Here is a 25,720-nt window from a genome sequence, read left to right on the forward strand (position 1 = left end):
TTTGTACCAAATAATAAAGCCCACCGAAGTGGGCTTTATTTTTAGTTCCTAACGGAAATTTCTATTACATAGAAACTTCTTTTGAACCTTGTACTTGAACTTCAACACGACGGTCTGGTGCTAAGCAAGCGATAAGTGCTTTACGACCTTTAACTGCATCACAAGTGTTGCCAGTTACTGGGTTAGCTTTACCGTAACCTACTGCTGTGATGTTAGCTGGGTTCACACCTTTTGAAACCATATAGTTAGCAACGGTCTCAGCACGACGTTGTGAAAGTTTTAAGTTTGGTGCATCTTTACCGATACGGTCTGTGTAACCGTTAACTTGGATAGCTGGGTTAGCTAAACCTAAGTTGTTGATTTCGGTGTGAGCTGCATCTAATGCTTGTGCCGCAGCTGGTTTTAAGTTTGATTTACCAAATGCGAATAATACGTCTGAGCTGAATGCGAAGTTTTTAGTTACAACTTCTGGCTCAGCTACTGGTGCAGCAGTTTGACCGAAACGGTATGTTAAACCAGCGCTTACAGAGCTGATGTCAGGACGGTAGTCTTTAGCACCCATTTTTGCTAATACTGGAGCACCTGCTTTACCTGCGTTGTTTAACCATTGGTATTCAACACGAGCACCTAAGTTATCAGTAAGAGCGTACTCAACACCCGCACCTAACAATAATGAAGTTTGGAAACGGTGATCTTTTGTACGATCTTTCTTAGCTACTGAGTTTTGAACATAGTAGTCGTTACGAACTAATGCGATACCTACTTTACCGTAAGTGTCTAAACCAGCGATGATTGGGTAGTTCGCTTTTAATGCGATGTTAGCACCGTGTGCAACGTGTTTGAATACACGTTTGTCGGTGTTAGAACCTGCGAATTTAGCTGTACCACGTACACGACCGTAGTAGTCGTAACCTGCTTCAACTGCTAAGTTGTTAGTTACTTGGTAACCACCAAAAACACCGTAAGTTACAGAGTTTTTGTTGATACCGAATTTACCACCTTTTTTAGCATCTAATTGCTCGATGCCATCGTGGAATGATGCCCAACCTGCTTTCGCACCCACGTAAGTGGTGTTTGCTTGTGGTGCAGCTTGTGCAACAGAAGCTAATGCTAAACCTGATACTGCTAATGCAATTACTGATTTTTTCATCTGAGTGATCCTTTTAGTTTGATCGAAAAAAAGTTAAAGTTGCTTCATCTCTTTTGATAGAGAAGAAAGAAGTCAATTTTAAGCCACAAAAAAATTTCAAAAAAGTTGAACTTTCCTAAACTTTTATTGTATTAGCTTGTAACGTATTCTTGTTCTCTGGTTCGACAAGCAAGAATGGTGCTTATTATGCGAATTTATTTTGTAAAATCAAGCCCAAATTCACAGAAAAGTGTAAGTTTTTGTATAATTTAGTATATTTATTGAACAAAACACTGTCTTTTTCAGCATTTTTATCCTTTTTTGCATTTTCTCTTTTCTTCTTCGCAAATGTTGATAATATCAACACACTTCCATCTTAGAGAAAATAAAAATGCTTCCACAACTCTCGCAAACACCTCTACTTAACCCAACCGTTGCCGACTTTTTACAGGCGTTACGCACTCAACATTTTGAGGGTGATATCGCTTCTTCCTATGCGGATCGGCTTTCCCTCGCCACCGATAACAGCGTTTATCAGCAACTACCGCAGGCGATTTTATTTCCGAAATCGGTCGCTGATGTGGTGATTATCACTCGCCTCGCCCAGCAGTCGCCCTATCAATCCCTCACCTTTACCCCGCGGGGCGGTGGCACAGGCACGAACGGGCAATCCCTCAACCACAATATCATTGTCGATCTCTCTCGCCACCTAAACCAAATTTTAGAACTCAATATAGAAGAACGCTGGGTGCGGGTGCAGGCGGGCGTGGTCAAGGATCAGCTCAATCAATATCTCAAACCGCACGGGCTGTTTTTCTCGCCCGATCTTTCCACCAGCAACCGTGCCACCCTCGGCGGTATGATTAACACGGACGCCTCGGGGCAAGGTTCGCTCAAATATGGCAAAACGTCGGATCACGTTTTGGGCGTGAAAGCGGTGCTAATGAATGGCGAAGTGTTGGACACACAAGCGGTCGGTTGTGCCGAATTTTCTGCCAATTTGGATCGGCTCAACCTCTCGCCCTTTGCCAAACAGCTTCATCAAACCCTGTTTGAACGCTGCCAAACCATTCGCCCAACCGTGCTTGCCGAGTTGCCGCAACTCAACCGCTTTCTGACGGGCTACGATCTCAAAAATGTGTTTAATAATGATGAAAGCGAATTTAACCTCACTCGCCTTTTGACGGGATCGGAAGGCTCGCTCGCCTTTATTTGCGAGGCGAAACTCAATCTGTTGCCGATTCCGCAGTGTCGCACCCTGATCAATATCAAATACAATTCTTTTGATGCTGCCCTGCGAGCTGCCCCGTTGATGTTGCAAGCCAAGGCTCTCTCGGTGGAAACGGTGGATTCGGCGGTGCTAAACCTCGCCAAGCAAGATATTATTTGGCACTCGGTGTCTGATTTATTGCAGGAAGATCCCGACAATCCGATTTTAGGGATTAACATTGTCGAATATGCCTCAAACGATGCGGAATTGAACGCTCAGCAGGTCGCGGCTCTTTGTGCAATGCTAGACGAAAAAATCCAAGACCCAACAAGCGGTCTGATCGGCTATCAAATTTGCAATGATCTCGCTTCGATTGAAAAAATCTATGCAATGCGGAAAAAAGCGGTGGGGCTACTCGGCAACGCCAAAGGCTGGGCGAAGCCAATTCCGTTCGTGGAAGACACTTGCGTGCCACCCGAAAACCTCGCCGATTACATCAGCGAGTTCCGCCAACTGCTAGACGATCACGGCTTGAAATATGGAATGTTCGGACACGTTGATGCAGGGGTGCTACACGTCCGCCCTGCGTTGGATTTGTGCGACCGCGAGCAGGTCAAAACCTTTAAAGCCATTTCCGATCAGGTGGTGGAACTCACGGCAAAATATGGCGGTTTGATTTGGGGCGAACACGGCAAGGGAATGCGGTCGGGCTACGGCGAACGCTTTTTCGGCGAAACCTTGTGGCGAGAGCTTCGCTACATCAAGCAACTGTTCGATCCGCAAAATCGGCTCAACCCGGGCAAAATCTGCACCCCGTTGGACGATCCAAACGCTCAACTCTACCCAATTGATTCGACGATGCGAGCCGATTTCGATCGCCAAATTCCGCTGGTAGTGCGAGACGAATTTAAAGGGGCAATGAGCTGTAACGGCAACGGTTTATGCTTTAATTTCGACGTGCATAGTGCGATGTGTCCGTCAATGAAAGTGAGCGGCAACCGCCTATTTTCCCCGAAAGGGCGAGCGACCTTGATCCGTGAATGGCTACGCCTGCTGGCGGAACAGAATGTGTCGCCTGAGGATTTGCTGTTTAAAAATGAACGAAAATCGCTGAAATTAACGGATTTTGTGGCGAAAATCCGCCATTCAGTGGCGAAAAAGCGAGAATATGATTTTTCCCACGAAGTGAAAGCGGCAATGGACACCTGCCTTGCGTGCAAAGCCTGTGCCAGCCAATGCCCGATTAAAATTGACGTGCCGACTTTCCGTGCCCAATTCAACGCCCTCTATCATCAACGTTATCTACGACCGCTGAAAGATTATGTGGTGTCGAACTTGGAATTTGTCGCCCCAATCCTCGCCAAAGCCCCACGCTTTTTCAACTTTTTCAGTGCGAACCCAATCGCCGAAAAAGTGGCTCAACGCACGATTGGAATGACCGATCTGCCTGCCCTTTCCGTGCCGAATTTACAGCAACAATTAGTCGAAATCGGCTATCAGGGCGAAAGCCTTGAAAGCCTCGAACAACGCTTTGCAAGCGGTCAGTTCTGCGAAGAATTTGGCAAAATGGTGTTCATCGTGCAAGATCCCTTCACCTCATTTTATGATGCGAAAGTAGTCGCCGACTTCGTGCAACTCTGCCAAAAATTGGGCTTCAAACCGATTGTGTTGCCATTCAAACCGAGCGGCAAAGCCCAACATATCAAAGGCTTTTTGCACCCTTTCGCCAAAACAGCCCAACATCAAGCGGATTTCCTCAACCGTGTCGCCCAACTCGGCGTGCCATTGGTGGGGGTCGATCCCGCCCTCGTGTTGCTCTATCGAGACGAATACGCCCACATTTTGCAACAAAAACGGGGGGATTTTGTGGTGCAACTCGCCCACGAATGGCTACTCGCCCAAATTGAAGCGGGCAAATTAGCGGATTATCGAAATTCGCCAGAATCCCACCCCTTGCAAGGCGAGGCGTGGCACTTATTCGCCCACTGCACCGAAAGCACCGCCCTGCCGAACAGCGGCAAAGCGTGGCAAACCATTTTCGCCCACTTCGGCGAACGGCTGACCAGCGAAAACATCGGCTGCTGCGGAATGGCTGGCACATTCGGACACGAAACCCAGCACATCGAAATGTCGAAAGCAATCTACGCCCAATCGTGGCAAGTCAAACTCGCCGACAAACCACTCGACCGCTGCCTCGCCACGGGCTATTCCTGCCGCAGCCAAGTCAAACGAATGGCACACCAGCCCCTCAAACACCCCGTGCAAGTGATTTTGCAGTGCCTTAACTAATAACAAGCGGTACGATTTCGGGAAATTTCTGAATCGTACCGCTTGCTACTAAGCGATAAAAACGAAAAGGGTATCATTTCTGATACCCTTTTACTTGCGGTCTAAGCCGAAAAAAACATAAGCGGTCTAAGCCGAACGTGTTCATTATATAGCCACAACTAACGATTTTCAAGCTGTTTAATTTTTTTCTCATACTCATCAATAATACGTTTACCGCTTACCGAAACCAAAATCGCCTTTTGAATTTCAGTAACAATTTCACTCGGTAAGCGGACATCCACTCGCTTACCGTTATTCAAAATGTTAAACAATCTCTCAACACTGACACAACAGGTATGTTCCGTTTTACCCAACGTTCACGCACATCGTAAAAATAGGTTTCTGGAATCAAATCAGGCGATAAATAAACGTGAAAAGTTGCTAACCGCCCATATCCTTTGGTCGAGGAAATCGGGGCGACAATCGCACTTTTTCCGTCAATATCGCCATTCAAAACAACAACCATTCTACGCTTTCTCATTTCAGGCTCTAAATTTCTATCATAGTCAGATTTTCCATCAATTTCTTGCCATCGCCCAAAATCACATTCCAGTATTTCACCGACTTTGGGGCGATACTTAATCGCCATTTTACCCCCTCAATTCTGCACTCTCTAAATGGCACAAAATGCTTATTGCATTAACCATAAAAATGCAAACGATTGTACGCCAAACCCCATTGAGAATTAAGCACCAAAAATCCATTTGTCGATCCACATCACAAAAATAGCTAAAACCGAAAGACAAAGCCGTTCAACCGCTCTACAATAACACCATTTTTGACCTTTTGATGATGAACATAATGTGGCACAAAAATTTAACCCTTGCCGAACTCAATGAATTTTGCCAGCACTCGGCAGTGGCACATTTGGGGATTGAATTTACCCAAATTGGGGATAACTATTTAGAAGCGACCGTGCCTGTGGATAACCGCACCACTCAACCCTTTGGGCTGTTGCACGGCGGTATTTCGGCGACGCTAGCAGAAACCCTCGGCTCGGCAGCGGCATTTTTAAGTTGCGAGGGCGAGCAAATTCCCGTCGGGATTGAGCTAAATATCAGCCACATTAAAGCAATCAAACAAGGTTTCGCCACCGCCAGAGCGACCCCCTTGCATTTGGGGCGAGATCAACAACTTTGGCAGATTGAACAACGTAATCCACAAGGCGATCTCTGTGCCATTTCGCGTTTGACGGTGCGGCTGATCACACCAAAATCTTAAACAAGCGGTCAGATTTCCGCTTTTTTTACACAAGGATAGACAATGAAAACCAACAAAATCGGCGTGCTACTCGCCAACCTCGGCACCCCTGACGAGCCAACCACCCCAGCGGTTAAACGTTATCTTCGCCAGTTTTTGAGCGATCATCGTGTCATCGATCTGCCCAAATGGAAATGGCAATTTATCCTCAATTTTATGGTGTTGCCGAAACGTTCGCCGAAAGTGGCAAATCTCTACCAATCGATTTGGACGAAAGAGGGATCGCCGCTACTCGCCATTTCTCGCCAGCAACAACAAGCTGTGCAAGCCTATTTTTCTGAGAAAAATCAAGAGGTTATCGTTGAGTTGGGAATGAGCTACGGCAACCCGAGCGTAGAAAGTGCGGTGGATCGTTTAATTTCGCAAGGTGTGGATAAAATTATCGTACTACCTCTTTATCCACAATATAGTAGCACCACCACTGCCTCGATTTTTGACGCTTTCGCCCGTGGCTTGAAATATCAAAAACGGTTAGTACCCTTTGAATTTATCCACAACTATTACGATAATCCTTTATATATCAAAGCGTTAGCGAACAGCGTTAAACTGGCGGATGATGAATTACTGCTCTTTTCATTCCACGGCATTCCAAAACGCTACGAAACCGAGGGGGATTTCTACGCCGACCACTGCCGAGAAACCGCTCGCCTTGTGGCACAACAGCTCGGCTTGCGTGAGGAACAGTGGTTAGTGAGTTTCCAATCTCGCTTTGGCGATGAAGAATGGTTGCAGCCTTACACGGACGAAACCCTTGAAAACTTCCCACAAAAAGGCGTGAAAAAAGTGGCGGTGATTTGCCCTGGTTTCGCCGCAGATTGCTTGGAAACCATTGAGGAAATCGCCAAAGAAAACCGTGAAAACTTTGAAAACGCAGAGGGCGAAAGCTACCGCTATATCCCTGCCCTCAACGCCAACCCCGACCATATTCAAGCGTTGGTGGCGTTGATTGAGGAACGGATTTAGCTTTGCAAGGAGAGGAAATTTTACCCTCTCCCTCCGAAAATCCTACGGATTTTCTCCTCCCTCTCCCGCAAGCGGGCGAGGGGATTTGTTCGGAAAATTTAATGCTAATTTCCTCTCTCCCATTTATGGGAGAGAGACAGCAAAAATACGTTCAGTATTTTTGCAGAGAGAGGGCTATCTATCCTTGATCCCAAAAGAGGAACAGAAAAGAGGAACAACAATGAAAAAACCTTTAATTTTCAGTCTGTTAGCAGTTGCGACTGCTTTAATGGGTTGTACGAAATCTTATCAAAGCACGCTGGTTGAGGGCGTGGATCAGAATGTGGCACCGCAGCAGGATTTTTATCGTTATGTGAACGGGAAATGGCTGGCAGCGGCACAGATTCCGAGTGATCGCAGTTCGTGGGGGACGCTTGCCGAGCTGGGCGAGCTGAACGATAAACGTTCGATTGAGCTGTTACAAGCGGTGATTTCCGAGCCAAAATTTGCCGATGATCCGAAAGCCCAACGGATCAAAGCCCTCTATCAGAGCTATATGGATTTGGATCAGCGTGAAAAATTGGGCATTTCGCCGATCAAAGCCGATCTCGCTCAGATTGAGGCGATCCAAACAATGGCGGATTTGGAACGCTATTTGATTGCCGAAACGCAGAAAGGCAACGAGGCATTGTTTGGTTGGTCGGTGTTCGCCCACCTCAAAAATTCTCGCCAAAATGGGATTTATATCAGCAATGTGGATTTGGTGTTGGGGAATGATTATTATCAGAAAAATACCCCAGAAAATCGCCAAACGTTGCAGAAATATCAAGATTATGTGGCGAAAATGCTCGATCTTGCAGGGATAAAAAACGCCAAACAAAAAGCCAAAGGGATTGTGGCGTATGAGAAAGAAATCGCTCAAACTCTGTTTACCAACGAGCAGAGCCGTGATATTCAAAAACGCTATAATCCGATGAAAATCAATGCGTTAGCGAATGTCAGCAAAAACATTAGCCTCGCCCAATTCCTGCAAGCGGTGGGAGTAAAAACAGACGAAGTGATTGTGTGGGAACCGAATTATTTCCAACAATTTGACCGCTTGATCAATCCGCAAAAACTTGCCGTGATTAAGGATTATCTGCAATTCCGCACCATTTCTGGGGCTGCCCCGTTGCTGAATAAAACCTTCGATCAAGCCCATTTCGACTTTTTCGGCAAAACCCTCGTGGGGCAAAAACAGCAACGGGCAATGGAAAAACGGGCGTTAAGCACCGTCAATAACCGTTTGGGGCAGGAATTTGCTCAATTTTATGTGGCGAAATTCTTCCCAGCCCAAGCCAAAAAAGATCTGCTCGAAATGGCGAGCTACCTCGTGAAAGCCTATCATCAGCGGATCGAGCAGCTCGATTGGATGTCGGCGGAAACCAAGCAGAAAGCCAAAGCCAAGCTCGACAAATTCATCGTGGAAGTGGGCTATCCGAACAAATGGAAAGATTACAGCCAGCTTTCCCTCAAAACCCCGAGCGAGGGTGGTTCGCTCTACGCCAATATGCAAGCGATTTCCGCGTGGGAATATCAGCAAGGCCTCGACAAAATCGGCAAGCCCGTGGATTTGAACGAATGGGGAATGTTGCCGCAAGTGGTCAATGCCTCGTACAGCCCGTTGATGAACCGCATTGTGTTCCCTGCGGGGATTTTGCAAGCCCCACTCTATGCGATGAACGCCGATCCTGCGGTCAATTTTGGGGCGATTGGGGCGATTATCGGACACGAAATTACCCACGGCTTTGACGATAGCGGTTCAAAATTTGACGGCGAGGGCAATCTGACCGATTGGTGGACAAAAGAAGATCGCCGCAAGTTCGAGGCATTAGCCGACAAGTTAGTCGCACAATTCGACAAATTTGAGGTTGCACCGAAAGTGTTCGTGAACGGACGCTTTACCCTCGGCGAAAATATCGCCGATTTGGGTGGATTGAGCATCGCCTACGATGCGTTGAAATTGTACGAAAAAGAACAAGGGGCAAGCCCGAATTTAGACGGTCTCACCGCCGACCAACGCTTCTTTATGAGCTGGGCGAGATCGTGGCGAACCAAAGCCACCGTGCAAGCCCTCACCCACCAAGTCAAAAGCGACCCGCACGCCCCTGGCGAATACCGTGCCTACGCCCCCGTGCTAAACATTGACGGCTTCCACCAAAGTTTCAGCACCAAAGCAGGCGATAAAATGTACAAGCCTGAGGGCGAACGGATTAAGATTTGGTAAGCCTTTTACAAGCGGTCAGATCTCGCAAAAATTTTGCAGGATCTAACCGCTTGTCTTGACGAAAACGCCCTAAATCTGTACCATTCGCACACTATTTTTTATTGAGGATTACGCATTTTGGACAGCCACAGTCGATACTTATCAGCTTGTTAATTTCCCCCTTGTCCAAATCCCTCGATGCCGACATAGAGTCGGTAATGCCATTCTAAGTATCTTTTGTTCCATTTCAATGTTCATCACCTCATACCATTTTGTAGGAGTATGAAATGATCCGTGCCTTTGCACTCGACAACGCACGCCTAATCAGTGTTGATGAAAACAACCCAAACAAATTAAATGATGCGATTTGGATCGACCTGCTCGATCCCACCGATGACGAACGCTCGGTGCTGGAACGCCGTTTAGATCAAACCTTCGCCGAAGAACACGAATTAGAGGATTTGGAAGCGTCCGCGCGCTTTTTTGAAGATGAAGACGGATTGCACCTGCACTCGTTTTTCTACTGTTTGGACGATGAAGATTACGCCGACATCGCCACCGTGGCGTTTCCATTCGAGACGGGCGTTTGTTCACCCTGCGAGAGCGTGATTTGCCCGCGTTCCGCCTATATCGAATGCGATCTCGCCGCGAAAAATTGGTGGATTGCAACGCTTACGAATTGTTGCTCGACCTGTTTGAAACCAAAATCGAACAGTTGGCGGACGTGATTGAAACCGTCTATTCCGATTTAGAAAAATTGAGCCGCGTGGTGCTAGACGGCAAGCAGGAAGATAACCGCAATTATGATGACGCCCTCTCTCGCTTGACCGAACTTGAAGACGCCAGTTCCAAAGTACGTTTGTGCCTAATGGACACCCAACGGGCGTTGAGTTTTTTACTGCGAAAAACCCGCTTGCCCGCCAACCAGCTCGAACAGGCACGGGATATTATGCGAGACATCGAATCCCTACAACCCCATAATGAATCGCTGTTCCAAAAGGTCAATTTCCTAATGCAAGCGGCAATGGGTTTGATCAACATTGAACAGAACCGCATTATGAAATTCTTCTCGGTGGTGTCGGTAATGTTCCTACCCGCCACCCTCGTGGCGTCCACCTACGGAATGAACTTCCAAGTAATGCCCGAACTGAATTGGAAATTCGGCTACCCAATGGCAATTGGAATGATGATCTGCGCCGCCGCCACGCCGTATCTCTATTTCAAACGGAAAGGGTGGCTATAAGCTGATTTTTCTGTTCAACATATCATTGCAAGGGGTGGGATTTTCTCTAAAATCTTACCCCTTGCCATTTATCCCCAACCCACGATTTCCCCCTCAATCGCAAAATTTACGTTTCTTTACCCATAAAATTCTTGATGACGAATTGTTTTTTTTTTGTACAATCTCGGTGCATTTTTTATCAACCACAGTCATATAGGAGAAAACAATGGCTCAACTTGAAGAATTGCGTAAGCTTCTTGAAAGCATAGGAGAAGGGAACATTTCTGACGTTACTCTTCTCAATAAAGTAAAAAATTGCTTAGACAAGGGATGTTGTAGTGATGATGAAATAAAAGAGCTTATAAATAAACTAAAAGAGCTTAGAAATGAATTAGAAGCTCAAAAGTCTCAACCATCAACCCCAGTCCTAAAAAAGTACAAACCAAACTAACAATGTAAGGAGTTAAACTATGTTTAAAAAACTATTACCCGCAATTTTTGCAGCTTCAATGGTATTCACTTCATCTTCTGCATTAGCAATCACAACCGCTGAAATGAAAGCAGCAGGTAATGGATTATCCAAAGAGATCACAAAAATGTTAGGTAAAAAGACAACTGTTGATTTTATTACCCCTAAATTTACGATCAAAAACGGCACTTGTGATGAAAGAGCAGCATTGATGACATATGCTCAAATCTATACATTCAATCAACAATACCCTAAAAAGATCCAAGATCGTGTTACTGATTTTATTCTAGATAAAATTAATGACGATAGCTGCCTCAGTGATGAATATTTTCGATATTTCAATAACGAAAAGAGCCCAGCGAAAACACTAATGCGTCAGCCACAATAATTATCAAAGTGAGTTTAAACACCCAATTTAAACTCACTTTTCTTTTTGTCTCTACGAGAATTTTTGAACACAAGCGGTGCGATCTGCAAAATTTTCTGCAAAGCCTCCCCTTGTAGGGGTATAATTCCCTCAATTTTTTCACACGAAAGGACAGTATATGATTATCGTAACAGGTGGTGCGGGCTTTATTGGCAGTAACATTATCAAGGCGTTGAATGCGATGGGACGAACCGATATTTTGGTGGTGGATAACCTCAAAAACGGCGAGAAATTCATCAATTTGGTGGATTTGGACATCGCCGATTATTGCGACAAAGAGGATTTTATTGCGTCCATTATCGCTGGGGACGACTTTGGTGAGATTGATGTGGTGTTCCACGAGGGGGCGTGTTCGGCGACCACCGAGTGGGACGGCAAATATATGATGCAAAACAACTACGAATACTCAAAAGAGTTGTTACATTTCTGCCTCGACCGCCAAATTCCGTTCTTCTACGCGTCAAGTGCGGCGACCTACGGCGGTCGTTCCGACAATTTTATCGAAAAACGTGAATTTGAGTCGCCACTCAATGTGTACGGCTATTCCAAATTCTTGTTTGATGAATATGTGCGTAAAATTTTGCCCGAGGCACAATCGCCGGTGTGCGGCTTCAAATACTTCAATGTCTATGGCCCGCGTGAGCAGCACAAAGGCTCAATGGCAAGTGTGGCGTTCCATTTGAATACGCAGATCCTCAAAGGCGAAAATCCGAAACTGTTCCAAGGTTCGGAAACTTTCTTGCGTGATTTCGTCTATGTGGAAGATGTGGCGAAAGTGAATTTGTGGGCGTGGCAAAATGGCGTGTCGGGCATTTTTAACCTTGGCACGGGCAATGCGGAATCATTCCGAGCCGTTGCCGAAGCGGTAATCGCTTACCACCAAAAAGGCGAAATCGAGACGATCCCATTCCCAGAGCATTTGAAATCTCGCTACCAAACCTTTACCCAAGCAGATCTCACCCAACTTCGCCAAGCAGGTTACAACGAACCGTTCAAAACCGTTGCAGAAGGCACGAAAGCCTATATGGAATGGCTTAATCGCTAATCCAAAATGCCCTTATCTTTCGATAAGGGCATTTTATTGCAAGGGGTAAGATTTCCAAAAATTTCCTACTTTTTCGTCCCCATTAAGAAATCAAAGCTAAATTTTCACACCCGTAATCCGACACCATTCCTCTTTTTCGACCACAGGATCGAGCTTGAACGCCGATTGATAGGCTTCGCACACGCTTTCCGCTTGGGTGGCGAGAATGCCTGACAAGCCGAGATCGCCCTGTGGTTTAACTAGCGTGATGATTTGTGGGGCAAGCTCTTTGAGTGGACCTGCGAGAATGTTTGCCACCACCACGTCCGCTTGCAGATTTTGCGGTTGATCTTTGGCGAGGAAAAGCTGTAAACGATCCGCTACACCATTGGCTTCGGCGTTGTTTTTGCTGGCTAAAATGGCTTGTGGATCGATGTCGATCCCAATAGCCGCTTCCGCCCCTAATTTAAGTGCCGCAATCGCGAGAATGCCTGAACCGCAGCCGAAGTCAATCACGGTTTTGCCTTGTAAATCAAGGCTATCCAGCCACGCCAAACAGAGGGCGGTGGTTGGGTGCGTTCCCGTGCCGAACGCCAAGCCAGGGTCGAGCATCACATTCACCGCATTCGGATCAGGCACTTCACGCCAGCTCGGGCAGATCCACAAACGCTTACCGAATTGCATTGGGTGGAAATTATCCATCCATTCCCGTTCCCAATCTTTATCTTCAATTTGTTCAATTTTATAAGCAAAATCGGGCGAGATCACACCGCTTGCCTGCAAGTTCGCCACAATTTGTTGCATATCCGTTTCCGCATCAAACAACGCTACCACGTCCGTATTGCCCCAAAGACGCGTTTCCCCCGGTAACGGCTCAAAAATCGGCGTGTCTTGGCTATCCATAAAAGTAACCGACACCGCCCCGATCTCTTCTAAAAAATCACTGATTTGTTCTGCTTGTTTATCCGTACTGTTTAAACGAATTTGTACCCACGCCATAATGTTTCCTTTATTTATAAAATTTTTGTTTAACGCTTTAACATTGCACGATTTTATCAATCGACAAGCGGTAAGTTTTTGCTTAAAACTTACCGCTTGTTAGTTGGAAGAAATCGCAACTGTGCGTGGATTGTAACATAGTTAAGCCCGTGTAATAATAATGACATTGTTTATTCATCAAAATGAGATCATCTTATGAAAAAAATGATTATTGCACTCTTAGCAATGGGGGTATTTTCTGCCGCTAACGCAGAAATTTACAAAATTACCACCTTTACCAAAGCACAAGTAAAGAAATTGCAAGCAGAAATTGACGAGGGTTCTGGTGATTCAGCGGTTTTTTCAACCAATAAAGGTGAACTTTGGGTATATGTTGAAGCCCCTGCACTTAGCGTTTTAAATAAGTCGAAAGCGGGTGAATGCTATAACATTACAGGTGATTTTGAGGAAATGAAAGCTAAAAAAGTGAAATGCCCTTCCGCAAATGCCACTAAACAAGCAACGAAGAAAAAAATTAAAGCAGGTAAAAGACCATAATTAACGGAAAGTCAGCGTTTAAGCTGACTTTCTTTTTAGGAAATTACCCACGCCCACCGACAGTGATTTTATCGAGCTTCACAGTTGGCTGCCCCACGCCGACTGGCACGGATTGCCCCTCTTTGCCACAAGTGCCGATACCAGGGTCGATTTCGGTCTGTTTACCGACCATTGAGACCTGTTGCATTGCTTCGATGCCGCTGCCAATCAGGGTTGCCCCCGTAACGGGCTTAGTGATTTTGCCCTTTTCGATCAAGTAGGCTTCGGCGGTTGAGAACACGAATTTGCCCGAGGTGATGTCCACCTGTCCGCCACTGAAATGGGGGGCGTATAAGCCAAATTCGACCGACTCGATCATCTCGTCAAACTCGTGTTTGCCCTCGGTCAGGTAGGTGTTGGTCATTCGAGGCATTGGCAAATGGGCGTAAGATTCGCGACGACCGTTGCCCGTTGGGGCAACGCCCATTAAGCGAGCGTTCAGTTTATCTTGCAGATAGCCTTTCAAAATCCCGTTTTCAATCAAGACGTTACGTTGCGAAGGCACGCCCTCATCGTCCACCGTAATCGAGCCTCGCTTATCTTGCAGCGTGCCGTCATCGACAATGGTGCAGAGCGGCGAGGTTACCAACTCGCCGATTTTGCCCGTGAACAGGGAAGATTCTTTGCGGTTGAAATCCCCCTCTAAGCCGTGCCCGACCGCCTCGTGCAACAAAATGCCCGGCCAGCCAGCCCCAAGCACAATCGGCATTGAGCCAGCAGGGGCGGCAATCGCCCCCAAATTGACAATCGCCTGACGCACCGCCTCTTTGGCGAGGTAAACCGCACGCTGCTCGCCGTTCGCATTCGGCTCAAAATACCAATTTAGCCCGAAGCGTCCGCCCGCCCCTGCCGAGCCACGCTCACGCTTGCCGTTTTGCTCAACCAGCACCGACACCGACAACCGCACCAACGGGCGGATATCCGCCGCCAAAGTGCCGTCCGTTGCCGCCACCAACATCTCTTCGTAAATCGCCGATAAATTGGCATTGACCTGAATCACACGCGGATCTTCGGCACGTGCCACTCGATCCACCAAATGCAACAGCTCGACCTTTTGCTCACGGCTAATCGTATCAAGGGGATTGATCGAAGCGTAACGCTTGCAAGCGGTGGTTTCCTTGAAATTTTTTACCAACAACCGACCGCTTGTTTGGCTGATTCCCCTCGCCGCCATTGCACACTGTTCGAGCTGGGCGAGGGTAATTTGATCCGCATAGGCGAAGCCCGTTTTCTCGCCCGACACCGCACGCACGCCAAAACCGCGGTCGATATAAAAACCGCCCTCTTTGATAATGCTATCTTCGAGCGACCAGCTTTCGTCTTGACTCAGTTGAAAATAGAGATCGGCGTAGTCGATTTCCCGATCCGAAAAGCGATCCAACACCTGCGAAAGGTGGGATAACTGCAACCCACTCGGCACGAGCAGGCTGTCTGAAACTTGTTTTAACATTGAAATTCCCTACAAAATAAAGCCCTCGCCCCAAATTGGAATGCGAGGGTATTGGGCGGAATTTTAGCCTTGATAAGAGGTTTAAACAATGGAAATTTGCTGAAACAAGCGGTGAGATCCTGCAAAAATTTTACCCCTTGCGTTTGGTTTGGGTCGCAAGCATTGCGACCCTACGCTAGGGACGCCACGCTGGCGTCCTTTCCGTTTGAAATTAACGAAATTTCCTAAAATCCTACCCCTTGTTCAAATCAGCAAGCTCAGGGAAGAGCATTTCGATCACGTTCTTTGTGAGGCGGCGGGATTTGCCTTGGTAAGGGAAGATGTGCATCATCATCATCGGGTTGAAATTCGCCTCAATTACGCCCCACGAGCTGAGATCGGCTCTGGCTGGTTGGGTGAGATCAGGAATGATCATATCCACCCCACACACTTTCGCCCCCATTGCGTGAGCGATACCGACCGCAAGCTGTTTGTAGTTGTCGTGCATTTGGTCGGTCATATCAATCGAGTCGCCGCCCGTGCTGATGTTGGAATTGGCTCGTAGCTGCACGGTTTGCCCTGCGGCTGGCACGCTGTCGGGGGTGAAGCCCTGTTCTTTGAGTTGCAATAACTCGATCTCGCCCAATGCGATTTTTTTGAGCGGACTGCGGCTGCCGTCCCCTCGCAATGGGTCGCTGTTTTTCTGCTCGACCAGTTCTCGCACGGTTTTTACGCCGTCCCCCACCACATTGGCAGGCACGCGTAATAACACGGCGAGGGTCTGATCGCCCAGCACGAAAAAGCGGTATTCGGTGCCGACCAAATAATCTTCCACCATCACTTCTTTGTCTTCACGGAACGCAATTTCGACCGCTTGGCGGAAGTCATCTCGGTTGGTTACGCCCTGCTGGAAAATGGTGATCCCCAGCCCAAAGTTGGTCGATTTAGGCTTAATCACGATCGCCTTGCCCTCAAACAGAGGATAGTGTGCCACCGCCGTGTCGAGGTCGGTAAATTCGACACTTTTCGGCACGTTAAAGCCTGCTTTCGCCAGCACTTTTTTGGTAACGACTTTATTTTCCATAATCAACGGCGAGATATATTGATCGTGGCTGGTCATATTGCCGTTTTTGACATATTCGAGATGATCCCCCAATTTGAGGGCGAGGAATTGATCGTTTTCGTCCAATAATTCGACCGAAATCCCCTGCTGAATCAAATCAAACAGCAAGGCTTGGGTGGAAAGTTCCATATTGTCGAACGCCGACAAGGCATAAAAACGCTCAAAGGCTTGGGCTTTGTAGCGTTGGGCGAGTTGCGTGCCGAACGTTTGGTAATCGGTTTCTTTCAAAATTTCTACTAATCGCCCTGCGATTGTAAGGTTTGGACGACTAAACTGAGCTAATTTTTGTTCGACTAAGGCTCGTTCCGCCTCACCAATCTGCAATGCTTCACACATCGCCAATAATTCACGCAAAATTTGCTCGCCCTCGGCTTGGTAAGCGGTCGGTTCTAGCGGATTTTCCAACGCCACCTGATACAGACGCTCACGCCCCAAATCCACTTCCGCTTGCCCTGCGGTTTCATCAAGCCAAAGCATCAGCAACAGGAACAAATGGACGAATTTCGCATCATCAAGGGTAATGCCGTAAGGCGAGAACGGGTTGAGGTCGAACAGACGGAACTCGGCATATTGCACGCCCTGTTCCAGCAAGGTTCGCACCTTTTTCGCCCCACGCAAACGCACGTTGGAATAGTACTCTTTCTCGGCGATCAGCAAGCCGTCCGCCACCAACTGTTCAAGGCTCTGCACATAATCGGCGAGGCTGTCGTGATTCACTTTTACCTTTGGATCATTGACGTAACCATAACGGCTAGACCGCAAACTACGCACAAACTGCCCTGTTGCAAGGGGTGCGTTTCCGCCAAAATAAGCAGGCTCAACGGTGGGCGAGGCGGCGAGCAAATAGACCAAAATCCATTGATAACGCAGGAAATTGGTGGCGAGTTTCATATAGATCGCATTTTGCAACTCACGCAACGAGGCGTGTTCTGACTGCAACGGCAGCACCGCTTTGATGAAATCAGGGCTAAGTTGGAAATTGTAATGAATGCCGCTGACCATCTGCTTCATTTTGCCGTAGGTGCGAGAAAGATGCTCGCGATAGGCAATTTCAGTTGGGCCGAGGCGAGCCTCTTGAATTTCGCTTTCATCAGGCAAGCCCGCAGGCATACTCAACGAGAAAAGGCTTTCATCGTCAGGCAACGACCGCCACACTACCTCGTGAATTGCCGACAGCCAACGGTAGCTATCTTCCAATTTGGCATTCGGCGGCGTGATCAATTCCAACTGACTTTCCGCGAAATCCGTTTGAATATAAGGGTGGTAACGGCGACTGCCAAAACATTTAGGGTGTGGGGTTTTAACAATTTTGCCATTTAAATCAATGCGTTGGCTCTCTTTCTCTAAGCCAAACATTCCCTGTTGAAACAGCAACCCGAGCTGGTGCTGACGAATGATCTGTTGTAATTTCATTCTCTCTCCTTTTTATCTCACAAATAAAATGTGGAAAATAGCAGAAATTGCGAATGAGATCATTTCTTATTTGGTATTTGATAGATGATTTTCTTCTAAACGGAATAACAAGGGGTAGGATTTTTGAAAATTTCCAATGATGCTTTTTCACTAAAAATAGATAAGAAAAAGCCACGACAATGCGTGGCTTTTTAGAGGGGTTGATGAATGTTATTAGAGCTTAATCACTGCAATCAACGCCACTAAGCTGTATAAAGTGGATAATCCAATGCAGATAATGCCACTAAATGGAACGTGGACTTTGATGTCGTGCAAGCCGTGGTGGACGCGGTGCATTCCAGCCCACATTGGGAAGATCATTACCGCGAGTAGCACTAATTTGCCGAACCACGATTGGGCGAAGTGAGCGATGTTACCCACGCCTTCCCACGGAATTAAGCCAAACGGCAGTAAGATACCTACGATGAAAATCAAAACAGGGAACGTAATGGCACTAATCATTCCGCCTGCACTAAACATTAACCAGACAGGTGGTTCGTTTGAGCGTTTGAGATCTTGTTTGTTCATTTTATTTCCCCTTAGATGTAAACCAAAATTACCGCGAGTAAGCTGACTACGCCTGTTACGCCCCATAATGCGTTGCGTAAGATATTTGGGTTAAGGCGTTCGTTTTTGACGATGAAAGTCATTACTTCTGGTGTCATTGTGAACAAGGTGGCGGCGTGATAGAGCATTGCCCCGATTGAAGCGATGTTTAGCACGACCACCAATGGATTTTGCAAGAAGTGAATGAAATCTTGCAAATCCCCTTTGCCGAGGCTGATTACGCCGTAAAGCAACACCATACAGAACCAGACGTTGGCTAAACAGGTGGCTTCACGCACCATATACATTTTGTAGAAATCGAGGTTTTTCCACCAAGTCGCTTTCATTTCACGCACATAGGCTTTGCGTTTTGTTTGTACTGACATTGTTCCCCCTAACCTTTTGGTTTAAGCATTGAGATCACATAATCTTTGGCACTTTCAAGTTTGCCTTGGTTTACCGCAGACGCTGGATTAACGTGTTTCGGACAAACGGCTGAGCAGTAACCCACGAACGTACAGCTCCATACGCCGTTTTTGCTGTTAATAATTTGCATCCGTTGAGCCTTGCCGTTATCACGGTTATCAAGGTTGTAACGGTGTGCAAGGGTCAAGGCAGCAGGCCCAACAAATTCAGGGTTTAAGCCGAATTGTGGACAAGCGGCGTAACAAAGTCCGCAGTTGATACACATTGAGAAAGTGCGATATTTCTCTAATTGTGCAGGGGTTTGTTTGGTACGCTCGCCCTCTGGGGCTTTGTTGTCGATGATATATGGCTTGATCGCTTCTAAACTTTCGATGAAGTGGCTGAGATCGACCACCAAATCACGCTCAATCGGGAAGTTCGCAAGCGGTTCGATTCGCATATGACCGCTGTAATCACGCAAGAACGTTTTGCACGCCAATTTTGGCTTGCCGTTTACCATCATACCGCACGAACCGCAGATCGCCATACGGCACGACCAACGGTAAGAGAGTTCTGGCTCTAATTCGTCTTTGATGTAGCCGAGTGCGTCAAGTAGCGAGGTTTGGCTGTCGTAAGGCACTTCATATTTATCTAAATGTGGCTCGCTATCTTGCTCTGGGTTGTAGCGTAGCACTTCAATCGTCATTTTGGTTAAATTTGACATCTTATTGCTCCTTTTTCGCTTTATCTTGGGCTGCACCTTCCGCACCATACACACGTTTCGCAGGTTGTGATTTGGTGATCTTCACATCGCTATATTTGATGGTTGGTGTGCCGTTTGGATTGTAGAACGCTTGGGTGTGTTTCAAGTAGTTCACATCATCACGCTCGGTGTAGTCTAAGCGTTGGTGAGCTCCACGAGATTCTTTACGTTCCACCGCCGAGCAAGCGATAGATTGTGCCACATCAAGGATAAAGCCAAGCTCGATTTTGTAGAGTAAATCGGTGTTGAACACGCTTGATGTATCTTTCACTTTGATACGTTTGTAACGCTCTTTGAGTTCCTCAATTTTCGCCACGTTTTTCTCCATACTCTCTTGGGTACGGTAGATACCACAGCCTTCTTCCATTGAGTCGCCCATTTGGTTACGAATTTCAGACCAAGATTCTTCGCCCTCTTGGCGAGCTAATGCGTATAAACGATCCACTACATCTTTGGCTTGGGCGTCAATCGCCGCTTGGTTGCGAGCGGTCGCTTCTGAGGCACGTTTTGCCGCATTTTCGCCCGCCACTTTACCGAATACCACTAATTCCGCGAGTGAGTTAGAACCTAAACGGTTCGCACCGTGCAAGCCTGATGAAGCACATTCACCCACCGCAAATAAGCCTTTGATTGAGGTTTCTGCGTTAATATCCACTTCAATACCACCCATTGTGTAGTGAACCACAGGACGCACTGGGATCGGCTCTTTGGCTGGATCAACGCCCTCGTAGGCTTTCGCCAATTCACAGATGAACGGCAAACGTTCGAGCAAGTATTTTTCGCCTAAATGACGTAAATCTAAGTGAACCACGTCCACGCCTTTGGCGGTTTTGAGGGTGTTGCCTTTACGCCACTCTTGCCAGAATGCTTGGGAAACTTTGTCGCGAGGGCCAAGTTCCATATATTTGTTTTCTGGTTTACCGATTGGGGTTTCTGGCCCTAAGCCGTAATCTTGCAAGTAACGATAGCCGTCTTTATTCACGAGGATACCACCCTCGCCACGACAACCTTCGGTCATCAAAATCCCTGTATTCGGCAAGCCTGTTGGGTGGTATTGCACAAATTCCATATCACGCAACGCAACGCCGTGGCGATACGCCATTGATAAACCGTCACCCGTTACAATACCGCCATTGGTGTTGAAACGATAAGTACGACAACCACCGCCCGTAGCGATAACCACCGCATTGGCATTGATTTGCACCAACGTGCCTTCCATCATATTCATCGCCACACAACCGCGAGCTTCGCCGTTGTCGGTTAAAATATCAAGCACAAAATGCTCGTCAAAACGGACGATATTTGGGTATTTAATCGAAGTTTGGAACAGGGTATGTAAAATGTGGAAACCTGTTTTATCGGCAGCGAACCAAGTCCGCTCAATTTTCATCCCACCGAAACGGCGAACGTTCACTTCGCCATCTTCACGGCGACTCCACGGACAGCCCCAACGTTCAAGTTGGGTCATCTCAACAGGCGATTTCTCAACGAAATACTCCACCACATCTTGCTCACAAAGCCAGTCGCCACCGCCCACGGTGTCGTTAAAGTGGTTATCGAAAGAGTCTGTATCTTTAATCACCGCTGCCGAACCACCCTCTGCCGCCACCGTATGGCTACGCATCGGATACACTTTCGAGATCAACGCAATTTTTAAATTCGGGTTCGCCTCTGCCGCTGCAATCGCCGCACGCAGACCGCCACCACCTGCCCCAATAATGGCAACATCAAAATTAACCGTTTGCATAATGCACTCCAACATATTAAGGATTCATTCAAATGTGAGCGTATTCTGCCACTAAACCGCTCAAAAGGTAACCCCATTTTACATTTTATTAACATAAAAATTTTAAATTTGTGATCTACCTCAAAAAACGGTTCAAACCCGATTTTACTTAGTGAGAATAACTCTTATTTGAATAAAACAAATGAAAATGAAAGGTGATCGATGTTGAAAAATGTTACAGAAAAGTTACGCAATGAAATGAAAAACTAACGAATTTCACCCAACAAACAAGCGGTCAGATTTTCTTCATTTTTTGAAAAAATTTGGCAGGTTCTGACCGCTTGCCAATCTATTTTTTATTTCTTAAATAAGGCTATCTCGCTACAATACCGCCCATTTCCCTTACAAGCGGACAGATCCTATGCAAAATTTACCCCTAGAAAATATCGAATGGCAACCAACCGCTTCGATTCAAACTTTACTTGAACGTGCGGCGATAATGGCGGATATTCGCCAATTTTTCACCGATCGTGGCGTGTTAGAGGTGGAAACGCCCGTATTGAGCGAGTTTTCCGTAACGGATATTCATCTTTCCACGTTTCACACCGAATTTTTGTCGCCGTTCGCCAACCAAGCCAAACGGCTACATTTGATGACCAGCCCTGAATATCATATGAAACGGCTACTGGCGGCGGGCAGTGGGGCGATTTTTCAGCTCTGCAAAGTGTTCCGCAACGAAGAGGCAGGCAGTCGCCACAACCCTGAATTTACAATGTTGGAATGGTATCGCCCCCATTTTGATATGTATCGCCTCATCAACGAGGTGGACGACTTGTTACAGCAAATTTTGGAATGTGAACCTGCGGAATCGTTCAGCTATCAATATGTGTTCCAAACCTATGTGGGGCTTGATCCGCTCTCGGCGACCAAAGCCCAGTTGGTCGAAAAGGCTCGCAAGCACGGTTTGCAATGTGATGATGAGGAAAATCGAGACACCCTGCTACAATTTTTGTTTAGCGAAGTGGTGGAACGGGAAATCGGCAAAGAACGCCCGACCGCCGTCTATCACTTCCCAGCGACCCAAGCAGCATTGGCACAAATCAGCTCGGAAGATCATCGGGTGGCGGAACGATTTGAGTTCTATTATAAAGGCTTAGAACTCGCCAATGGCTTCCACGAATTGAGCGACGCCAAAGAGCAAATCCGCCGTTTCGAACAAGACAATGTGCAACGAGAAGCCCTCGGCTTACCGCCCCAACCCCTCGACACCCGCTTCCTCGCCGCCCTCAACGCAGGCATACCCAACTGCTCTGGCGTCGCCTTAGGCGTGGATCGCCTACTAATGATAGCCCTTAATGCAGAGCGGATTGAAGAAGTGATGGCGTTTGGGATTGAACGAGCTTAGTTTAAAACAAGGGGTAAGATTCCCGAAAATTTCGGTTATCTCACCCCTTGTATCCCATATTATTATGGCAAAACCCTCTCTAACCGCCACAAATCGGCGAAGGTTTCGCGGGCTTTGATCAGGTGGGCTTGGTTGCCGTCCACCATAATTTCAACCGCACGAGGGCGTGAGTTGTAGGTGGACGCCATTGTCGCCCCGTAAGCCCCTGCGGAACGCATTGCGATTAAATCGCCCTCGGCAATCGCCAGTTCACGCTGTTTACCGAGGAAATCGGACGTTTCGCAGATCGGCCCGACCACATCATAAACCGCTTTTTCTCGGTTAAGTGATTGATCTACCTCGATAATTTGCATATAGGCTTGATACAAGGCAGGGCGGATCATATCGTTCATTCCCGTATCGACAATCGCAAAACGGCGATCTTCGTTCTGTTTCAGATATTCCACTTTGGTTACCAAAATCCCTGCGTTGGCGGTGATCGCACGCCCTGGCTCTAAAATGATTTCGAGATTTGGATAGGCTTTGAGCTTGTCGATCAAGGCTTGCACATATTCCGTTGGGTGCGGTGGGGTTTCGCCGTTGTAAGGCACGCCCAAGCCGCCGCCGAGGTCGAGGTGGTGCAGCTCAATGCCGTCTTGTTTGAGCTGTTCCATTAGCACGAGGACACGCTCGGTGGCGTCCAAAAAGGGTTGTAATTCAGTCAGTTGCGAGCCGATGTGGCAATCCATTCCTGTGATTTTCACGTTCGGCAAGGTTTGGGCGAGGCGGTAAACTTCCCTCGCTTGATTAACGCTCACGCCGAATTTGTTCTCTTTCAAGCCCGTGGAAATGTAAGGGTGGGTTTTGGCGTCCACGTCTGGATTGACACGCAACGAGATTGGGGCGATTTTGCCCATTTCGCCTGCCACTTGGTTAATGCGGTGCAGTTCGGGGATCGATTCCACATTAAAGCAACGCACGCCCACTTCCAACGCTCGGGCAATTTCGGTGTGGGATTTCGCTACGCCCGAAAAGACCACTTTGCTCGCCTCGCCCCCTGCGGCTAAAACGCGTTCCAACTCGCCTTGTGAGACGATGTCGAAGCCCGATCCCAATCTCGCCATTAGGTTGAGCAAGGCAATGTTTGAGTTGGATTTGACCGCAAAGCAGATTAAGTGAGGGTGCGAGCCAAAGGCGTTGTCGAAGGCGTGCCAATGGCGTTCGAGGGTGGCTCGTGAGTAAATATAAGCTGGCGTGCCGTGTTCGGCGATGATGTCGGCAATCGCCACATCTTCCGCCATAAGTTTTTGATTTTGATAGTGAAAATGATCCATTTTAAACCTGTTGTGTTTGTGAAATTTTTAAAAATCTGACCGCTTGTAATAAAATCTCTCCCCCCGCTTGCGGGGGGAGGTTAGGAGGGGGGCTACGATTGATTTCCCCCCTCCCTCGCCCTCCCCCGTAAACGGGGGAGGGAATGTTATTGTTGCTGTTGATTTTGCGGGGCTTTTTCAGGGAAGTAGAGAGGTCCTTTCACGCCGCACGCAGTTAAACCAAGGGTGGCAATTAAAAGTAAGAGAATGTGCTTTTTCATAGGAAATCCTTTGTTAAAAATGTGTTCGGATTGTACCGAAGAATAGCCCCATTCACAAACGCCCGTTGATTATTTTGCAAGGAAAAATGAACTAATTCTGTTAAAATCGTTCTCAAAATCAATTTCAACGGAAAGCAAACCGTTGTGCTGTTTAACTTTACTCAATAAGAGGATCAAAAATGAAAGCATTAAAATCTCTCACCCTTGCAATCACAATGGCAATCTCTGGCGTAGCGTTGGCGGAAACGCAATCGGTAACAGATGTGGCGAACACCGCCGTAGCAACCGTAGAAAAAGCCAAAACCGAAGTGGCGAAACAAGTTGCCCCAGCCACCCAAGCGGCTCAAACCGCCCCAGTTGCTGCCCCAACCGCCAAAGAAATTCTCAACAAAGCCGCTGAACAAAAAGCGACTGACACTGCGAAAAAATCGGCTGAAAAAGCAAATGTAAACGGCAAAATCAATATCAACACGGCGAACGCCAAAGAGTTAAAAGCCCTAGACGGCATCGGTGCGGCAAAAGCGAAAGCGATCATCAAATATCGTAAAAAAGTTGGCACAATCAAAAGTGCAGAAGAACTTTCAAACGTGAAAGGAATCGGCAAAGCAACCGCTGAAAAAATCGCCCCTTACATCACATTCTAAGCAACAAGCGGTGGGATTGCGTTAAATTTTCAACAATCCCACCGCTTGTTTGTATATTCCCCTTGCGTTGGGGAATTTCGCCCCCATTATAGGTACTCAATTTTTTACTCAATGATTTAGAAGGAAGATCAAATGGCATTAGATTTCAACGCAGTCGCCCTCGAAAGCGTAGAAGCACAAGGCGGTTACGGCATCGGTTTACAAATCGGTCAGCAACTTTTAGCAAGCGGAATGGACGTTGAGCCAGAAGCAGTGGCACGCGGTATCGTGGACGTGTTAAACCAAAACCCACCTGCAATCGACATTAACCTCGTGTCAAAAGCATTACAAGAATTACAACAACGTGCCGAAGCGGCTCAAATGGAAGCCTTTAAAGCGTTAGAAGAAGAAGGCAAAGCGTTCTTAGCGGAAAACAAAAAACACGCCAGCGTGAAAGAAACCGCAAGCGGTTTGCAATATGAAATTCTAAGCGAAGGCAACGGCAAAATTCCAACCAAACAAGACAAAGTGCGTGTGCATTACACGGGTTCATTGATTGACGGCACGGTATTCGACAGCTCAGTGAAACGTGGCACGCCAGCGGAATTTCCAGTGAGCGGTGTGATCGCAGGCTGGACGGAAGCCCTCACAATGATGCCAGTCGGCTCAAAATGGCGTTTGACCATTCCACACAATTTAGCTTACGGCGAGCGTGGTGCAGGTGCGTCAATCCCACCATTTGCCACCTTGATTTTTGAAGTTGAATTATTAGACGTGCTATAAAAACGATCCCCTTTGATGATTTTTCTCAAAGGGGATTTTTTGTGATCCATATCATAAAATC

General features: G+C 47.2%; 23 protein-coding genes and 1 pseudogene. 12 read left to right on the forward strand and 12 right to left on the reverse strand.

Going from position 1 to position 25,720, the window contains the following annotated elements; genetic code table 11:
• Nucleotides 1–64 precede the first annotated feature (64 nt).
• Nucleotides 65–1,150 (reverse strand): porin OmpA, encoded by a 1,086-nt coding sequence (gene ompA / locus B0187_RS08630; RefSeq protein WP_078237466.1) that lies wholly within the window; start codon nt 1,148–1,150, stop codon nt 65–67.
• Between the two features lie 370 nt (nt 1,151–1,520).
• On the opposite strand from ompA, the gene ydiJ reads away from it, so the two are divergent.
• Entirely contained in the window at nt 1,521–4,628 is a 3,108-nt protein-coding gene (gene ydiJ / locus B0187_RS08635; RefSeq protein ID WP_078237467.1) for a D-2-hydroxyglutarate dehydrogenase YdiJ, read from the forward strand.
• Between the two features lie 158 nt (nt 4,629–4,786).
• Here the strand turns inward: ydiJ and B0187_RS10445 are convergent, their stop codons facing one another.
• The gene (locus B0187_RS10445; protein WP_281247609.1) at nt 4,787–4,909 is read right to left on the reverse strand and encodes a hypothetical protein; all 123 of its coding nucleotides are present in this window, start codon (nt 4,907–4,909) and stop codon (nt 4,787–4,789) included.
• A 14-nt stretch (nt 4,910–4,923) separates the two neighbouring features.
• The gene (locus tag B0187_RS08640) at nt 4,924–5,256 is read right to left on the reverse strand and encodes a type II toxin-antitoxin system PemK/MazF family toxin (protein ID WP_078237468.1); all 333 of its coding nucleotides are present in this window, start codon (nt 5,254–5,256) and stop codon (nt 4,924–4,926) included.
• A gap of 203 nt (nt 5,257–5,459) precedes the next feature.
• Here B0187_RS08640 and B0187_RS08645 point away from each other — a divergent pair, with 203 nt between their 5' ends.
• The 7 genes and pseudogenes from B0187_RS08645 (at nt 5,460) to rfaD (ending at nt 12,277) form a co-directional block, all read left to right on the forward strand.
• Nucleotides 5,460–5,888 carry a hotdog fold thioesterase gene (locus tag B0187_RS08645; RefSeq protein WP_078237469.1) on the forward strand — a complete coding sequence of 143 codons (429 nt, stop codon included), beginning with the start codon at nt 5,460–5,462 and terminating at the stop codon, nt 5,886–5,888.
• Between the two features lie 42 nt (nt 5,889–5,930).
• Entirely contained in the window at nt 5,931–6,890 is a 960-nt protein-coding gene (gene hemH, locus B0187_RS08650) for a ferrochelatase (protein WP_078237470.1), read from the forward strand.
• Nucleotides 6,891–7,110: 220 nt separating this feature from the next.
• Complete coding sequence (locus B0187_RS08655) at nt 7,111–9,135, forward strand: M13 family metallopeptidase (protein ID WP_078237471.1); 2,025 nt, start codon at nt 7,111–7,113, stop codon at nt 9,133–9,135.
• Between the two features lie 266 nt (nt 9,136–9,401).
• A pseudogene (gene corA, locus B0187_RS08660) lies at nt 9,402–10,357 on the forward strand (magnesium/cobalt transporter CorA).
• Nucleotides 10,358–10,562: 205 nt separating this feature from the next.
• Entirely contained in the window at nt 10,563–10,787 is a 225-nt protein-coding gene (locus B0187_RS08665) for a hypothetical protein (RefSeq protein ID WP_078237472.1), read from the forward strand.
• 19 nt (nt 10,788–10,806) lie between these two features.
• Nucleotides 10,807–11,193, forward strand: a complete 387-nt coding sequence (locus B0187_RS08670; RefSeq protein ID WP_078237473.1) for a hypothetical protein — start codon at nt 10,807–10,809, stop codon at nt 11,191–11,193.
• Between the two features lie 157 nt (nt 11,194–11,350).
• Nucleotides 11,351–12,277 (forward strand): ADP-glyceromanno-heptose 6-epimerase, encoded by a 927-nt coding sequence (gene rfaD / locus B0187_RS08675; protein WP_078237474.1) that lies wholly within the window; start codon nt 11,351–11,353, stop codon nt 12,275–12,277.
• Between the two features lie 96 nt (nt 12,278–12,373).
• Here the strand turns inward: rfaD and prmA are convergent, their stop codons facing one another.
• Entirely contained in the window at nt 12,374–13,255 is an 882-nt protein-coding gene (gene prmA / locus B0187_RS08680) for a 50S ribosomal protein L11 methyltransferase (RefSeq protein ID WP_078237475.1), read from the reverse strand.
• 195 nt (nt 13,256–13,450) lie between these two features.
• On the opposite strand from prmA, the gene B0187_RS08685 reads away from it, so the two are divergent.
• Nucleotides 13,451–13,792 (forward strand): hypothetical protein, encoded by a 342-nt coding sequence (locus tag B0187_RS08685; protein ID WP_078237476.1) that lies wholly within the window; start codon nt 13,451–13,453, stop codon nt 13,790–13,792.
• A 43-nt stretch (nt 13,793–13,835) separates the two neighbouring features.
• Here the strand turns inward: B0187_RS08685 and tldD are convergent, their stop codons facing one another.
• From tldD to frdA, 6 genes are all read right to left on the reverse strand, one after another.
• Nucleotides 13,836–15,281, reverse strand: coding sequence for a metalloprotease TldD (gene tldD, locus B0187_RS08690; protein ID WP_078237477.1), 1,446 nt, complete (start codon nt 15,279–15,281; stop codon nt 13,836–13,838).
• A gap of 232 nt (nt 15,282–15,513) precedes the next feature.
• Nucleotides 15,514–17,796: a bifunctional glutamate--cysteine ligase GshA/glutathione synthetase GshB gene (gene gshAB, locus B0187_RS08695; protein ID WP_078237478.1), complete on the reverse strand. Its 2,283-nt coding sequence runs from the start codon at nt 17,794–17,796 to the stop codon at nt 15,514–15,516.
• Nucleotides 17,797–18,009: 213 nt separating this feature from the next.
• The gene (gene frdD, locus B0187_RS08700; protein ID WP_078237479.1) at nt 18,010–18,363 is read right to left on the reverse strand and encodes a fumarate reductase subunit FrdD; all 354 of its coding nucleotides are present in this window, start codon (nt 18,361–18,363) and stop codon (nt 18,010–18,012) included.
• 11 nt (nt 18,364–18,374) lie between these two features.
• Complete coding sequence (gene frdC, locus B0187_RS08705; RefSeq protein WP_078237480.1) at nt 18,375–18,767, reverse strand: fumarate reductase subunit FrdC; 393 nt, start codon at nt 18,765–18,767, stop codon at nt 18,375–18,377.
• An 8-nt stretch (nt 18,768–18,775) separates the two neighbouring features.
• A complete protein-coding gene (locus B0187_RS08710; RefSeq protein WP_078237481.1) occupies nt 18,776–19,510 on the reverse strand; it encodes a succinate dehydrogenase/fumarate reductase iron-sulfur subunit in 735 nt (244 codons plus the stop codon).
• A 1-nt stretch (nt 19,511) separates the two neighbouring features.
• Nucleotides 19,512–21,296 carry a fumarate reductase (quinol) flavoprotein subunit gene (frdA, locus tag B0187_RS08715; RefSeq protein WP_078237482.1) on the reverse strand — a complete coding sequence of 595 codons (1,785 nt, stop codon included), beginning with the start codon at nt 21,294–21,296 and terminating at the stop codon, nt 19,512–19,514.
• 400 nt (nt 21,297–21,696) lie between these two features.
• On the opposite strand from frdA, the gene epmA reads away from it, so the two are divergent.
• Nucleotides 21,697–22,680 carry an elongation factor P--(R)-beta-lysine ligase gene (epmA, locus tag B0187_RS08720; RefSeq protein WP_078237483.1) on the forward strand — a complete coding sequence of 328 codons (984 nt, stop codon included), beginning with the start codon at nt 21,697–21,699 and terminating at the stop codon, nt 22,678–22,680.
• 62 nt (nt 22,681–22,742) lie between these two features.
• On the opposite strand, the gene lysA is transcribed toward epmA, so the two are convergent.
• On the reverse strand, nt 22,743–23,993 hold the full coding sequence (gene lysA / locus B0187_RS08725; protein WP_078237484.1) for a diaminopimelate decarboxylase: 1,251 nt from the start codon (nt 23,991–23,993) through the stop codon (nt 22,743–22,745).
• Nucleotides 23,994–24,139: 146 nt separating this feature from the next.
• Nucleotides 24,140–24,253 (reverse strand): LPS translocon maturation chaperone LptM, encoded by a 114-nt coding sequence (gene lptM, locus B0187_RS08730; protein WP_078237485.1) that lies wholly within the window; start codon nt 24,251–24,253, stop codon nt 24,140–24,142.
• A 179-nt stretch (nt 24,254–24,432) separates the two neighbouring features.
• Here lptM and B0187_RS08735 point away from each other — a divergent pair, with 179 nt between their 5' ends.
• Nucleotides 24,433–24,897 (forward strand): ComEA family DNA-binding protein, encoded by a 465-nt coding sequence (locus B0187_RS08735; RefSeq protein WP_078237486.1) that lies wholly within the window; start codon nt 24,433–24,435, stop codon nt 24,895–24,897.
• 132 nt (nt 24,898–25,029) lie between these two features.
• A complete protein-coding gene (gene bamJ, locus B0187_RS08740) occupies nt 25,030–25,659 on the forward strand; it encodes a BamJ family beta-barrel-assembly machinery protein (protein WP_078237487.1) in 630 nt (209 codons plus the stop codon).
• The last annotated feature ends 61 nt before the right edge of the window (nt 25,660–25,720 follow it).

The organism is Haemophilus paracuniculus (genome assembly GCF_002015115.1).
GTDB classification, from domain to species: Bacteria; Pseudomonadota; Gammaproteobacteria; order Enterobacterales; family Pasteurellaceae; genus Haemophilus_E; species Haemophilus_E paracuniculus.